The following is a 13,864-nucleotide window of genomic DNA, read 5'->3' on the forward strand; positions in this document are numbered from 1 at the left end:
TTTCGATGAGCGCTCATAACGAACAGGCCCCCGAATTGATAGAGGATCGATTCATCGCGGCCGAGCCGACGGTGCTGGTGGTGGGCGCGGATGCGGCCGGCCAGCGCCTCGACCAGTGGCTGGCGGCCAGCCTCGGCCCTGACATGTCGCGCAGCCGCGTGCAGATGCTGATCAGGCAAGGCGCCGTCAGCGTCGACGGCGAGCCGGCCGACGAGACCAAGCGCAGGATGATCGCGGGCGAACGCGTGTCGGTCGCCGTGCCGGAACCGGAGCCGGCCGCGCCGCAGGGCGAGGCCATCGCGCTCGACGTGCTTTATGAGGACGACGCGCTGATCGTCATCAACAAGCCGGCGGGACTGGTCGTGCATCCCGGCGCCGGCAACTGGACCGGCACGCTGGTCAACGCGTTGATCCATCATTGCGGTGACAGCCTGTCGGGCATTGGCGGGGTGCGCCGGCCGGGAATCGTCCACCGCCTCGACAAGGAGACCAGCGGCGTCATGGTGGTGGCCAAGACCGACCGCGCCCATAAGGCGCTGTCGGAAGCCTTCGCCGATCACGGCCGGACCGGCGATCTCGAACGCGCCTATCTGGCGTTGGTCTGGGGCATACCGCAGCGGCCGACCGGAACGGTCGATGCGCCGCTTGGCCGCGCCGCCGACCGGGTGCGCCGCGCCGTGGTGCCGGAAGGCCGCGACGATGCCCGCCACGCCGTCACCCACTTTGCCGTTCAGGAGCGTTTCGGCGAAAGACAGCAGGAATTCGCCACCGCCAGCCTGGTCGAATGCCGGCTGGAAACCGGCCGGACCCACCAGATCCGTGTCCATATGGCCCATATCGGCCACCCGGTCATCGGCGACCCCGACTACGGCCAGGCCTTCCGCACCAAGGCCAACCGGCTGCCGGAACCCCTGAAAAGTCAGGTCAGGGCATTTTCCCGGCAGGCTTTGCATGCCTGGCTCCTTGCATTTCGCCATCCCGATACCCATCTGACGATGAGGTTCGAGGCGCCGATACCGAGGGACATGGAGGAACTCGTCGGCGGCTTTCGCCATCTCTGACCCGCCATCAACAAGCTCGAAATCGACCATCAAAAAACTTGACTGGCATTGTTCACTTCAGCGTGACACACTGTTTCGTGTTGAACAAATGCCTGTCGTTTCTGGTTTTGTTCCTGTATAAGACCTTTATGTCGCGAGCGAGCCTTTTGGTGTTCGCGTCACATGCCCGCCGCGTTTCGGGGGCATCACTCCAATAGAGAGGGGGCGCTATCATGGCCCAGTCACTACCTAGCATTGTTTCCGGCGAAGGCGGCCTCAGCCGCTACCTGGAAGAAATCCGCCGCTTTCCCATGCTTCAGCCGCAGGAAGAGTACATGCTCGCCAAGCGTTATGCCGAGCATGAAGACACGTCCGCCGCGCACAAGCTCGTCACCAGCCATTTGCGGCTCGTCGCCAAGATCGCCATGGGCTATCGCGGCTATGGCCTGCCGATCGGCGAGGTGATCTCGGAAGGCAATGTCGGCCTGATGCAGGCCGTCAAGAAATTCGAACCCGAGCGCGGTTTCCGCCTGGCGACCTACGCCATGTGGTGGATCAAGGCCTCGATCCAGGAGTACATCCTGCGCTCGTGGAGCCTGGTCAAGATGGGCACGACCGCCAACCAGAAGCGTCTGTTCTTCAACCTGCGCAAGGTGAAGGGCAAGATCCAGGCGCTGGATGACGGCGACCTCAAGCCCGACCAGATCACCGAGATCGCGACGCGGCTGAACGTTACCGAGGCAGAGGTGGTGTCGATGAACCGCCGCCTGTCGGGCGACGCTTCGCTCAACGCGCCGATCCGGGCGACGGAAGGCGAATCCGGCGAATGGCAGGACTGGCTGGTCGATGACCACGAAAGCCAGGAAGAGATGCTGATCGAGCAGGACGAGCTGGAAAACCGGCGCGGCATGCTGTCAGGCGCTCTTGCCGTGCTCAACGAGCGCGAGCGGCGCATCTTCGAGGCCCGTCGCCTCGCCGAGGAGCCGCTGACGCTGGAAGAGCTGTCGGCCGAGTTCGACATCAGCCGCGAGCGCGTGCGTCAGATCGAGGTGCGCGCCTTCGAGAAGGTGCAGGATGCGGTCAAGGCCGCCGCCAAGCGCCAGACCCAGGCGCTGCGCACCATCGAGGCACAGCCGGCGGCTTAAGCCAGCTTCGGCGACAAAACATCAAGGCGGCGTCAGGAAACTGGCGCCGCCTTTTTCGTGAACCTCGGCCGGTGTCACGATCGCCTCAAAGCGCATCCAGCGGAAATTTCAGATACCGCCGGCCATTGGCTTCCGGTTCCGGCAGCCGGCCGCCATTCATGTTGACCTGCAGCGCGTGCAGGATCAGCCGTGGCATCGGCAATGTCTTGTCGCGAGCCTCGCGCAGCGCCACGAATTCGGCTTCGCTGCGCGCGGCAACGAGATGGATATTGCTGGCCTTCTGCTGGCCAACCGTGCTCTCCCACAAGGGCTCGCGGCCACCGGCCTGATAGTCATGGCCGACGAAGACGCGCGTCTCATCGGGCAGCGCCAGTATGTCCTGGATCGAGCGCCACAGCCGCGCGGCACTGCCGCCGGGGAAATCTGCTCGCGCCGTGCCGCTGTCGGGCATGAACAGCGTGTCGTGCACGAAGGCGGCGTTGCCGATCACATAGGTGATCGAGGCCAGCGTATGTCCGGGTGAGAACAGCACCTTGACCGGGACTGTTCCAACCAGGAAGGTCTCGCCTTCCCTGAACAACCTGTCCCACTGCGAACCGTCGGCGGGAAAATCCGGCCAGTTGTAGATCGCCTTCCACAGGTTCTGGACGTCGACGATCCTGTTGCCGATCGCGGTCTGCGCACCGGTCTTCCGTTTCAGATAATGCGCTGCCGAGAAATGGTCGGCATGCGGGTGGGTATCGAGGATCCACTCGATCTCCAGCCCGTTCTCCCCGACGAAATCGAGCAGGGCATCCGCGCTCTTCGTTCCCGTCGCGCCGGATTTCTCATCGAAGTCGAGGATCGGGTCGATGATGGCGCATCGCCTTGTCGCCGGATCGGTGACGACATACTGAATGGCCCCGGTCGGCTTGTCGTAAAAGCCCCTGACCTCAGGTTTTGCCAAAGCCAAGTCCAACCCGAACTCCCCAACCCAGCCAGCAGGAACGATTTTCTCCGCCAAGCTCCAACAAGAGCATGGTTGTCCACCCAGGCGAGCCAGTCAAGCATGACTTGGCCCGCCTGGGTGGAAAAGGCAAAAACCGTTCCGGCGCCCCGTTTCAGGCGGACGGCTGTTTGGTCTTCCTGAGATAAGGCAGGATGGTGTCAAAGGCGCCAAAGCGCTTGATCGCATCCTCGTTGGAAACGGCGGCGGTGATGATGACGTCCTCACCCTGCTTCCAGTTTGCCGGCGTCGCCACCTGATGCTTGGCGGTGAGCTGCATGGAATCGACCGCGCGCAGGATCTCGTCGAAGTTGCGGCCGGTGGTCATCGGATAGGTCAGCACCAGCTTGATCTTCTTGTCCGGCCCTATGACATAGACCGAGCGCACGGTGGCGTTGTCGGCGGGCGTGCGGCCTTCCGAGGTCTCGCCGGCGCCGGCGGGCAGCATGTCGTAGAGCTTGGCGACCTTGAGGTCCTTGTCGCCGATCAGTGGATAGTGCACCGTCTGGCCGGTCGCCGTCTTGATGTCGGCCTGCCATTTGTCGTGGCTGGCAACCGGATCGACGGAGATGCCGATGATCTTGACGTTGCGTTTCTTGAACTCGCCTTCCAGCCCGGCCATCGTGCCGAGCTCGGTGGTGCAGACCGGTGTGAAATTCTTCGGGTGGCTGAAGAGGATCGCCCAGCCGTCACCGATCCAGTCGTGAAAGCTGATCGTCCCCTGCGTGGTCTCGGCCGTGAAATCCGGCGCGATGTCGTTGATACGAAGGCTCATGGTTCCTACCCCTGTGAATGCCGCCTGTTGGCGGGCTGCCACCCTTTTATCACTCCATCGGCGACGTTCAAAACGGTCAGGTCGCCGCCAGTGATGCAGGCCGCGAAAAATTTTCGCCTTTTCCTGGGGAATGTAGAAATTTCGCTGTCGGCGTCGCTAAAGTCTAGGATTTCACCGCCAGCGACGTGGCGAGATCTTCCATCCGCTGCGCCAGCGCGCCAAGCGCGTTGGTCAGCACGCTGTCGCTCTTGTCGGCCTTGGTCAGCGCCTCGTCGCGCGTCTTGCGCAAGGTGAGCACTTCGCTTTCCATGCCCTTGACGCGCTTCTGCAGTTCGGAGAGTTCGTCCATCACCATGATGCCGGCCATGACGGTCAGCCGCTGGTCGCCGATCTCGCCGAAAGAATCCTTCAGATGCGAGACATAACGGTCGAAGCGTTCGGCGAGGTCGATCAGATGCTCTTCCTGGCCTTCGTCGCAGGCCATCCGATACTGTTTGCCGTCGATTGAAACCGTGACCTGTGCCATGGGCCAGCTCCTATCTGTCCAACACGGCGCGGATGGTTTCCATGGCGGTCACCAGCCGTCGCGATACTTCCTTGTTGGCGTCCTCCAGCCGTTCGGCGCGCGCTTCGGAATTGTCGAGTTCCTGCGCCAGCCGGGAGCGGTCGGCATTCATCCGCTGCACCTCGGCCTCGGCTTCCGAGTAATCGCGTTCATGCTCCAGCTTGGCCGCGACGGCGTTTTCCAGCCCCTCGATGGCCTTGCCGAGCCTGGCGATGACTTCCTTGAGTGTGGTTTCCCCGGTCATGGCCTTCGTCCTGTGCCCTGCCCATCACCGAATCGTTCGCGTTCAGAACGCGTTATCCCTGAAACATTAGGCACCGGGTGAAGGCAACGTCAACAAAGCTCTCACGACTGTCCCCTGCTAACGCTAATGTAGGGCCGCCGCCAGCATCACAAGACCGGCAAATCTGCGCCCGATTTGTTGACTAAAAGCCCGCGCCTGCTATGTGTCGCGCACCTTTTCAAGGGCGCTCCCAAGCCCCCAAACCCCCACCTTTGGAGGAACCATGACGTCGCGTGAACAACATGACCGGATGGCCAATGCGATCCGCTTTCTCTCCATGGATGCCGTCGAGAAGGCCAATTCCGGCCATCCCGGCCTGCCCATGGGCTGCGCCGACATTGCCACGGTGCTGTTCACCCGCTTCCTGAAATTTGACGCCAAGGCCCCGCACTGGGCCGACCGCGACCGCTTCATCCTGTCGGCCGGCCATGGTTCGATGCTGCTCTACTCGCTGCTCTATCTGACCGGCTACGAGGACATGACCCTCGACCAGATCAAGAATTTCCGCCAGCTCGGCTCCAAGACCGCCGGCCATCCCGAATACGGCCACGCCGCCGGCATCGAGACGACGACCGGCCCGCTCGGCCAGGGCCTTGCCAATTCGGTCGGCTTCGCGCTCGGCGAGCGCGTCATGAACGCCGCTTTCGGCAACGACCTCGTCAGCCACTACACCTATGTGCTGGCCGGCGACGGCTGCCTGATGGAAGGCGTTTCCCAGGAGGCCATCGCGCTGGCCGGGCACCTCAAGCTCAACAAGCTGATCGTCTTCTGGGACAACAACAACATCTCGATCGACGGCCCGGTTTCGCTCGCCGACAACACCGACCAGGTCGCCCGCTTCCAGGCCTCCGGCTGGAACGCCAGCCATATCGACGGCACCGATCCGGAAGCCATCGCCTATGCCATCGAGGCCGCCCGCCATTCCGACAAGCCGACGATGATCGCCTGCAAGACGACCATCGGCTTCGGCGCCCCGACCAAGGCCGGTACCAACAAGGCGCACGGTTCGCCGCTCGGCGCCGACGAGATCGCCGGCGCGCGCAAATTCTTCAACTGGGGCTCGCCGCCCTTCGAGATTCCGGCCGACATCCTCGATGCCTGGCGCGCCGCCGGCAAGGCCGGCGCCAAGCCGCGGGCTGACTGGGAGGGCCGTCTCGCCAAGGCAGAGCCGAAGCTGAAGGCCGAGTTCGAGCGCCGCCTCGCCGGCAAGCTGCCGTCCAATTTCGACGCCGTCATCGCCGACTACAAGAAGAAGCTCTCGGTCGACAAGCCGAAGGTCGCCACCCGCAAATCGTCGGAAATGGCGCTTGAGGTCATCAACGGCGCCGTGCCGGAAACCATCGGCGGCTCCGCCGATCTGACCGGCTCCAACAACACCAAGACCAGCCAGACCAAGAACATTACGCCGGACGATTATGGCCAGCGCTATGTCCACTACGGCATCCGCGAGCATGGCATGGCGGCGGCCATCAACGGCCTGACGCTGCATGGCGGCCTCATCGCCTATGGCGGCACCTTCATGTGCTTCTCCGACTATGCCCGCCCGTCGATGCGGCTGTCATCGCTGATGGGCATCCGCTCGATCTTCGTCATGACCCATGATTCCATCGGTCTGGGCGAAGACGGCCCGACCCACCAGCCGGTCGAGCATCTGGCGGCCCTGCGCGCCATTCCCAACCACAATGTTTTCCGTCCGGCCGACGCCGTGGAAACCGCGGAATGCTGGCAGATCGCGCTCGAATCCGAAAAGACGCCGTCGACGCTGGCGCTGACCCGCCAGAACCTGCCGACCGTGCGCACCGAGCATTCGGCCAAGAACCTGAGCAGCCAGGGCGCTTACGAACTGGCCGCGGCCAGCGGCGAGGCGGCGGTGACGATCTTCGCCACCGGCTCCGAGGTCGAGATCGCCCTCGGCGCCCGCGACCTGCTCGAGAAGCACGGTCACCCGACCCGCGTCGTGTCGGTGCCTTGCTTCGAGCTGTTCGACAAGCAGAGCGACGACTACCGCAAGAAGACGATCGGCAACGCGCCGATCAAGATGGCGATCGAGGCCGGCATCCGCCAGGGCTGGGATCATCTCATCGGCTCGGACGGCATCTTCGTCGGCATGACCGGCTTCGGCGCCTCCGGCACGATCGAGCAGCTCTACCCGCATTTCGGCATCACCGCCGAGGCAGCGGCCAAGGCGGTGGAAGCCCGCCTGCACGCCAAGTAAGGCTGTGCAGGCCGCCCAAAACTGTGTCGCGGTTTGGGATGACGGCAGGCACCAAACAAAAACGCCCCGGCGAAACCGCGCAAAGCGATTTCGCCGGACTGGCCCAACCTAATCGATTTAAATCTACATCGCTTTGGCTGGATTCTTTGCCCGTCCGCCGCTATGAAGCTGCGGACCCATCGTCAGCCTTCCAGCTCCCAGGGAGAGAAAAATGACCGTCAGAGTTGCCATCAACGGATTCGGCCGCATCGGCCGCAACATCCTGCGAGCCATCCATGAATCCGGCCGCAAGGACATCGACGTCGTCGCCGTCAACGATCTCGGCCCGGTCGAGACCAATGCGCACCTGCTGCGCTACGACAGCGTGCATGGCCGCTTCCCGCATGAAGTGTCGGTGTCCGGCGACCAGATCACCGTCGGCAGGGAAAAGTTCAAGGTCACCGCCATCAAGGACCCGACGCAGCTGCCGTGGAAGGAGCTCGGCGTCGACATCGCGCTCGAATGCACCGGCATCTTCACCGCCCGTGACAAGGCCGCCGCGCACCTGACCGCCGGCGCCAAGCGCGTGCTGGTCTCCGCACCTGCCGATGGCGCTGACCTGACCGTGGTCTACGGCATCAACCACGACAAGCTGACCAAGGACCACATCGTCATCTCGAACGCGTCGTGCACCACCAACTGCCTGGCGCCGCTGGCGGCCGTGCTGCATGAGACGGTCGGCATCGAAAAAGGCATGATGACGACCATCCATTCCTACACTGGCGACCAGCCGACGCTGGACACCATGCACAAGGATCTCTACCGCGCCCGTGCAGCGGCGCTGTCGCAGATCCCGACCTCGACCGGTGCGGCCAAGGCGATCGGCCTCGTGCTCCCCGACCTCAAGGGCAAGCTCGACGGCATCTCGATCCGCGTGCCGACCCCGAACGTCTCGGTCGTCGACTTCAAGTTCATCGCCAAGCGCGCCACCACGGTGCAGGAAATCAACGAAGCGGTCATCGCCGCCTCCAACGGCAAGCTGAAGGGCATTCTCGGCGTCACCCATCACCCGAATGTCTCGATCGACTTCAACCATGATCCGCACTCCTCGATCATGGCGCTCGACCAGACCAAGGTGATGGACGGCAACTTCGTTTCGGTGCTGTCGTGGTACGACAATGAGTGGGGCTTCTCCAACCGCATGGGCGACACCGCCGTCGCCTTCGGCAAGACCATCGCCTGATCGCGGGGCTCCGTCTCGCGACATCGAAACGCCCGGCTTTGACCGGGCGTTTTTCGTTTGCCGAAGCAGCAATCGCAAAACCGTCGAAAATCAGCGGCATAGGGTAAAAAACCACCCCCGCGCCTTGCACTGGCCATGCCTTCGCCCCACTCTCCCGTAAATCGATAGAAAGAGGAATTCGAGGGGCAAGTCACGGATGGAGCATGCGATCTATCTCGTCACGCTGGTCGGCACGGCGCTCGTTGTCGCCGCCGCGTTTTCGAGCCTGATCGCCTTCCGCTTCGGCGCCCCCCTCCTGCTGCTCTTTCTCTGCATCGGGCTCGCCACCGGAACCGACGGCCTCGGCATCGAATTCGACAATGCCCGCATCGCCTATTTTGCCGGCTCACTGGCGCTGGCGGTCATCCTGTTCGATTCCGGCTTCGGTACACCGCTCAACGCCTTGCGGCAGGCGGCAGGCCCGGCGCTCTCGCTGGCGACCTTCGGCGTGCTTCTCACCACCGGCCTGTTCGGCGCGGCCGCCTACTATCTGCTTGACCTCAGCTGGCTGGAATCCTTCCTGCTCGGCGCCGCCGTCGCTTCGACCGACGCCGCGGCGGTGTTCTTCCTGCTGCGCGCCGGCGAGATCAATCTGCGCGAGCGCGTCCGCTCGACGCTCGAAGTGGAATCCGGCACCAACGACCCGATCGCCATCTTCCTGACCATCACCCTGGTCGAGGTCATCGCCGCCCACGCCAACCCCGAAACCAATGTCCTGGTCACCAGCCTGATCCTCGGCTTCCTCGTCAATATGGGCCTTGGCGCCATCATCGGCGCACTCGGCGGTCTTGCCATCGTCCGTCTCGTCGACCGGCTCAATCTCGACCACGGCCTGCTGCCGATCTTCGTGCTGACGCTGTCGCTGATGGTCTTCGCCGCCGCCGGCGCCGTCGGCGGCTCCGGTTTCTTGGCGGTCTATATCGCCGGCCTCATTGCCGGTAATTCCGACATCCGCGCCGTCACCATCCTCAAGCGTTTCCAGGACGGCATGTCATGGCTGGCGCAGATCATCATGTTCCTGATCCTTGGCCTGTTCGCCACCCCTTCGCAATTTCCGGCGATCATGGTGCCGGCGATAGCGCTTGGCCTTTTCCTGATGTTCGTCGCCCGCCCGATCGCTGTCTGGCTCTGCCTGATCCCGTTCCGCCTGCCGCGCCCCGAAGTCGCCTTCGTCTCCTGGGTCGGCCTGCGCGGCGCCGTCTCGATCCTGCTCGCCATCACCCCATTGCTTGGCGGGCTTGAGAACGGCCGCACCATCTTCAACGCCGCCTTCATCATCGTGCTGGTGTCGCTTGTCATCCAGGGCTGGACGGTCGGCCCGCTGGCGCGTCGCCTCGGCCTCATCGTGCCGGCGCGCCTCGGACCGCTGGACAAGGTCGAACTCGAACTCCCCGGCTCCGCCCACCACGAGCTCCTTGCCTATCGCGTGGCGCATGGCAGCCCGGTGGCGCGCGGCGAGCGCATTCCGCGCTGGGCGCGGCCCTCGCTGGTGCTGCGCGACGGCCGCTCGATGCGTTTCCAGGACATGGGCCGGCTCACCGCCGGCGACCAGGTCTATATCTTCGTGCCGGACCGCTATCCGCGCCTGCTCGACAAGCTGTTCGCCAGCCGCGCGGTGGTCGACCCGGAAGACGCCGATTTCTTCGGCGCCTTCGCCGTCGACCCGGCGCGCTCCGCCGCCGAGCTTGAGGCAGCCTACGCGCCGGGCCTGACCGAGGCGGAGCAGAAGCTCACTGTCGGCGCGCTGGCCACGGCGCGGCTTGGCGGCCATGCCGAATATGCCGATCGGGTGCTGATCGGCTCGATCGAGCTGATCGTCAGGGATGTCGACGACAAGGGCAGGATCACGGGTCTCGGTCTTTCCTTCGAGCCGACCGCGCCGGTGGCGCGGGTGCCGGTGTTCCTCAGTGCCGGCGAAATGGGCGACCGTCTCAGCGCCTTCATCCGCAACTGGCGCAAGCCGACCGAGACGCAGGAGGCGGCAGCACAAAAAGATGAGCCGCCCGAGCCGCCGGTTGAAAAGGCCACGACAGGGAGCTGAAAAGAGCGATCGTTTGCCTTGCCCCGGCATCATGGGGCGATCTTCACGGACTATGTTCGCGCCCGCCTCAAAATTTCGCACCGCGCCGCGGCCAAAGCCTTGCATCGTCACCGATGCGGGGTATGGTCCCGGCGATTTTTCCGAGGAAAGGAACCCGCATGGCCGCCTTCAAGACACTGGACGATATCGGCAACATCAGCGGCAAGCGCGTGCTGGTGCGCGTCGACCTCAACGTTCCCGTCGCCGACGGCAAGGTCACCGACGCCACCCGCATCGAACGCATCGCGCCGACCATCGCCGAACTGTCGGGCAAGGGCGCCAAGGTCATCCTGCTCGCCCATTTCGGCCGGCCCAAGGATGGACCGTCGCCGGAATTCTCGCTGGAGCCGATCGCCAGGGCAACCGCCGAGGTGCTCGGCCGTCCCGTCGGCTTTGCCTCGGATTGCGTCGGCGACATAGCGGGAAGTGCCGTCGCGGCCATGAACAAGGGCGACGTGCTGCTCTTCGAAAACACCCGTTTCTACAAGGCCGAGGAGAAGAACGACCCGGCCTTCAGCGAGCGGCTCGCCGCCAATGGCGACATTTTCGTCAACGACGCCTTTTCCGCGGCGCACCGCGCCCACTCTTCCACTGAAGGGCTGGCGCATCTGCTGCCTTCCTTTGCCGGCCGCACCATGCAGGCCGAGCTCGAAGCGCTGGAGAAGGGGCTGGGCAATCCGGTCCGCCCGGTCGTCGCCATCGTCGGCGGCGCCAAGGTCTCGACCAAGATCGACCTGTTGATGAACCTGGTGAAGAAGGTCGACGCGCTGGTGATCGGCGGCGGCATGGCCAACACCTTCCTTGCCGCGCGCGGCACCGATGTCGGCAAGTCGCTGTGCGAGCATGACCTTGCCGCCACCGCCAAGCAGATCATGATCGAGGCGGCCGAGGCCGGCTGCGCCATCATCCTGCCGGTCGACGGCGTCGTCGCCAAGGAATTCAAGGCCGGCGCCGCTTGCGAGACTGTTGCCATCGCCGACGTGCCGGCCGACGGCATGATTCTGGATGTCGGCGAAAAGACCGTGAAGACGATCGGCGAATGGATCGACCGCGCCGCGACCCTGGTCTGGAACGGCCCGCTCGGCGCTTTCGAGATCGCGCCGTTCGATCACGCCACGGTGGCGGCGGCAAAACACTCGGCCGCGCGCACCAAGGCCGGCAAGCTGGTCTCGGTCGCCGGTGGCGGCGATACGGTGGCGGCGCTCAACCACGCCGGCGTCGCCGATGACTTCACCTATGTCTCGACCGCCGGCGGCGCCTTCCTGGAATGGATGGAAGGCAAGCCGCTGCCAGGCGTCGACGTGCTGAAGCGCTAAGCAATTCCAGCAAAAGCGTGAGACGGTTTTCCCGGGAAAAGCGCGTAGCGCTTTCCCTTGGGAATTGCGTCGAGACTCAAGCGCATTTTGCAGCCAGGCGGAAACGCCTGGCGGTGCAGACATGCGGCTGGAACAAGCAAGGCGATCGACACAAAGAGACGCCCGGGACTTTCAATCGATTCGAGCTTTCCGATGCCATTCCTTTGGCGGTAGACTTCCGTTAAGCGCGGAACGAACCCCTCTCAGGAGAAGCATGATGAGCGAACGTCTCGAAGACATAGCCGCCGCGATTGTGGCCAACGGCAAGGGCCTACTGGCCGCCGACGAAAGTTCCGGCACCATCAAGAAGCGTTTCGATGTCATCGGCGTCGAATCGACCGCCGACAGCCGCCGCGACTATCGCGAGATGATGTTTCGCGCCAAGGACGCGATGACCAAGTACATCTCCGGCGTTATCCTCTATGACGAGACCATCCGCCAGAAGGCCGCCGATGGCACGCCTCTGGTCGACATCATCAAGGCGTCAGGCGCCATCCCCGGCATCAAGGTCGATGCCGGCGCCAAGCCGCTCGCCGGCTTTCCCGGCGACACCGTTACCGAGGGCCTCGACGGCCTGCGTGAGCGCCTTGCCGACTACTACAAGCTCGGCGCCCGCTTCGCCAAATGGCGCGCGGTGATCGACATCGATACCGGCAAGAGCGTGCCTTCGGCCACTTCGATCAGCGCGAACACCCATGCGCTCGCCCGCTATGCCGCCCTTTGCCAGGAAGCCGGCATCGTGCCGATCGTCGAGCCGGAAGTGCTGATGGACGGCGCCCACGACATCGGCACCTGCTACGAGGTCTCGAAGGCGACGCTGATCAAGCTCTATGATGAACTCCATGCGGCGCGCGTCGTGCTCGAAGGCACGATCCTCAAGCCCAACATGGTCCTGTCGGGCAAGAAGTCGGGCACGGTGGACAGTCCCGAAATGGTCGCCGAGATGACCATAAAACTGTTCCGCGAGACGGTGCCGGCGGCGGTCCCGGGCATCGCCTTCCTCTCCGGCGGCCAGGAGGACGAGGAGGCAACCGCCAACCTCAACGCCATCAATGCCATCGGTCCGCATCCGTGGAAGCTGACCTTCTCCTATGGCCGTGCGCTGCAGGCTGCCCCGCAGAAGGCATGGAGCGGCAAGGCGTCGAACGTCGCCGCCGGCCAGGCCGCCTTCACCCATCGCGCCCATATGAACTATCTGGCTGCGCTCGGAAAATGGAAGCCTGGCCTCGAACAGGCCGCCTGAGCCCAGCTTTTCCATCCCCGTTCAGACCCGGGCCAACGCGCCCGGGTTTTTCCTATCCGCGATTTGGGGGAAGACCTCCTCATCCCTATTTCCTCTGGGCGTTGCCGGCGGTGTCGGTTTGCGCTCGTCCCGAACGTCCTTGGGATGAGAGACAGGGAGAGGTTCATGCATCGCAACAAGGTCGTTTCACGCGAAGACTGGTTCCAGGCGCACAAGGCGCATCTGGCGCGTGAGAAGGAACTGACGCGGTTGCGCGAGCGTGTCGCGGCCGAGCGGCGGGAACTGCCGTGGCTGAAAGTAAGGAAGGACTACGTCTTCGAGACGGAGCAAGGGCCGAAGAAACTGGCCGATCTTTTCGCCGACCGCAGCCAGTTGATCGTCTATCACTTCGTGTTCGCGCCGGGCTCCACCCATCACTGCGAAAGCTGTGCCTTCGTCGCCGACCATATGGACGGCGCCAACCGGCATCTCAGGCATCATGACGTGTCGCTTGTCACCATATCGCGGGCGCCGCTGGCCGAGCTGCTGCCCTACAAGCAGCGCATGGGCTGGACGTTCGACTGGGTCTCTTCCTATGCGTCGGACTTCAACTTCGATATGCAGGTGTCCTTCACCGACAAGCAGATCGCATCCGGCGAAGCGGTCTACAATTTCGAAACACCGGTGCTGACGTCGAAGGACCTGCCCGGCACCACTGTCTTCTACATGGGCGAAACCGGTGACATTTTCCTGACCTTCATGTCGCGCGCCCGCGGCAGCGAGCAGTTCATCGGCGCCTATCAGTATCTCGACATTGCACCGAAAGGTCGTGACGAGACCGGTCCTTACGGGACCTTCATGGACTGGGTGCGACTGCACGATGAATATGGGAACAGGTCGCTGCGGGGCGATGAATGCCCTTAGGGTACCGGCCGGCG

Annotated in this window: 12 protein-coding genes; 8 read left to right on the plus strand and 4 right to left on the minus strand. The window is 63.8% G+C overall.

Annotated elements, in window-relative coordinates; all coding sequences use genetic code 11:
- Positions 1-5 precede the first annotated feature (5 nt).
- Positions 6-1,061: an RluA family pseudouridine synthase gene (locus CK228_RS11990; protein WP_095788053.1), complete on the plus strand. Its 1,056-nt coding sequence runs from the start codon at positions 6-8 to the stop codon at positions 1,059-1,061.
- A gap of 212 nt (positions 1,062-1,273) precedes the next feature.
- Positions 1,274-2,185, plus strand: a complete 912-nt coding sequence (gene rpoH / locus CK228_RS11995) for an RNA polymerase sigma factor RpoH (protein WP_095772137.1) — start codon at positions 1,274-1,276, stop codon at positions 2,183-2,185.
- Between the two features lie 85 nt (positions 2,186-2,270).
- On the opposite strand, the gene CK228_RS12000 is transcribed toward rpoH, so the two are convergent.
- The 4 genes from CK228_RS12000 to CK228_RS12015 all read right to left on the minus strand — a co-directional run bounded on the left by CK228_RS12000 (position 2,271) and on the right by CK228_RS12015 (position 4,754).
- Positions 2,271-3,131 (minus strand): MBL fold metallo-hydrolase, encoded by an 861-nt coding sequence (locus CK228_RS12000; RefSeq protein WP_245438012.1) that lies wholly within the window; start codon positions 3,129-3,131, stop codon positions 2,271-2,273.
- Positions 3,132-3,285: 154 nt separating this feature from the next.
- On the minus strand, positions 3,286-3,945 hold the full coding sequence (locus CK228_RS12005) for a peroxiredoxin (protein ID WP_010911916.1): 660 nt from the start codon (positions 3,943-3,945) through the stop codon (positions 3,286-3,288).
- 163 nt (positions 3,946-4,108) lie between these two features.
- Positions 4,109-4,471 (minus strand): cell division protein ZapA, encoded by a 363-nt coding sequence (locus CK228_RS12010; RefSeq protein ID WP_010911917.1) that lies wholly within the window; start codon positions 4,469-4,471, stop codon positions 4,109-4,111.
- 10 nt (positions 4,472-4,481) lie between these two features.
- Positions 4,482-4,754, minus strand: coding sequence for a DUF4164 domain-containing protein (locus CK228_RS12015; RefSeq protein ID WP_006200774.1), 273 nt, complete (start codon positions 4,752-4,754; stop codon positions 4,482-4,484).
- Positions 4,755-5,016: 262 nt separating this feature from the next.
- Here CK228_RS12015 and tkt point away from each other — a divergent pair, with 262 nt between their 5' ends.
- The 6 genes from tkt (at position 5,017) to CK228_RS12045 (ending at position 13,850) form a co-directional block, all read left to right on the plus strand.
- On the plus strand, positions 5,017-7,008 hold the full coding sequence (gene tkt, locus CK228_RS12020; protein WP_095787981.1) for a transketolase: 1,992 nt from the start codon (positions 5,017-5,019) through the stop codon (positions 7,006-7,008).
- A 211-nt stretch (positions 7,009-7,219) separates the two neighbouring features.
- Positions 7,220-8,230, plus strand: a complete 1,011-nt coding sequence (gene gap, locus CK228_RS12025; RefSeq protein WP_095772134.1) for a type I glyceraldehyde-3-phosphate dehydrogenase — start codon at positions 7,220-7,222, stop codon at positions 8,228-8,230.
- Between the two features lie 196 nt (positions 8,231-8,426).
- Positions 8,427-10,310 carry a potassium/proton antiporter gene (locus tag CK228_RS12030; protein ID WP_095787982.1) on the plus strand — a complete coding sequence of 628 codons (1,884 nt, stop codon included), beginning with the start codon at positions 8,427-8,429 and terminating at the stop codon, positions 10,308-10,310.
- Positions 10,311-10,468: 158 nt separating this feature from the next.
- Positions 10,469-11,665: a phosphoglycerate kinase gene (locus CK228_RS12035; RefSeq protein WP_095787983.1), complete on the plus strand. Its 1,197-nt coding sequence runs from the start codon at positions 10,469-10,471 to the stop codon at positions 11,663-11,665.
- Between the two features lie 256 nt (positions 11,666-11,921).
- Positions 11,922-12,947, plus strand: a complete 1,026-nt coding sequence (locus CK228_RS12040) for a class I fructose-bisphosphate aldolase (protein WP_095787984.1) — start codon at positions 11,922-11,924, stop codon at positions 12,945-12,947.
- 165 nt (positions 12,948-13,112) lie between these two features.
- A complete protein-coding gene (locus tag CK228_RS12045) occupies positions 13,113-13,850 on the plus strand; it encodes a thioredoxin family protein (RefSeq protein ID WP_095787985.1) in 738 nt (245 codons plus the stop codon).
- Positions 13,851-13,864 lie beyond the last annotated feature (14 nt).

The organism is Mesorhizobium sp. WSM4312, assembly GCF_002294875.1.
In the GTDB taxonomy this organism is placed as follows: domain Bacteria; phylum Pseudomonadota; class Alphaproteobacteria; order Rhizobiales; family Rhizobiaceae; genus Mesorhizobium.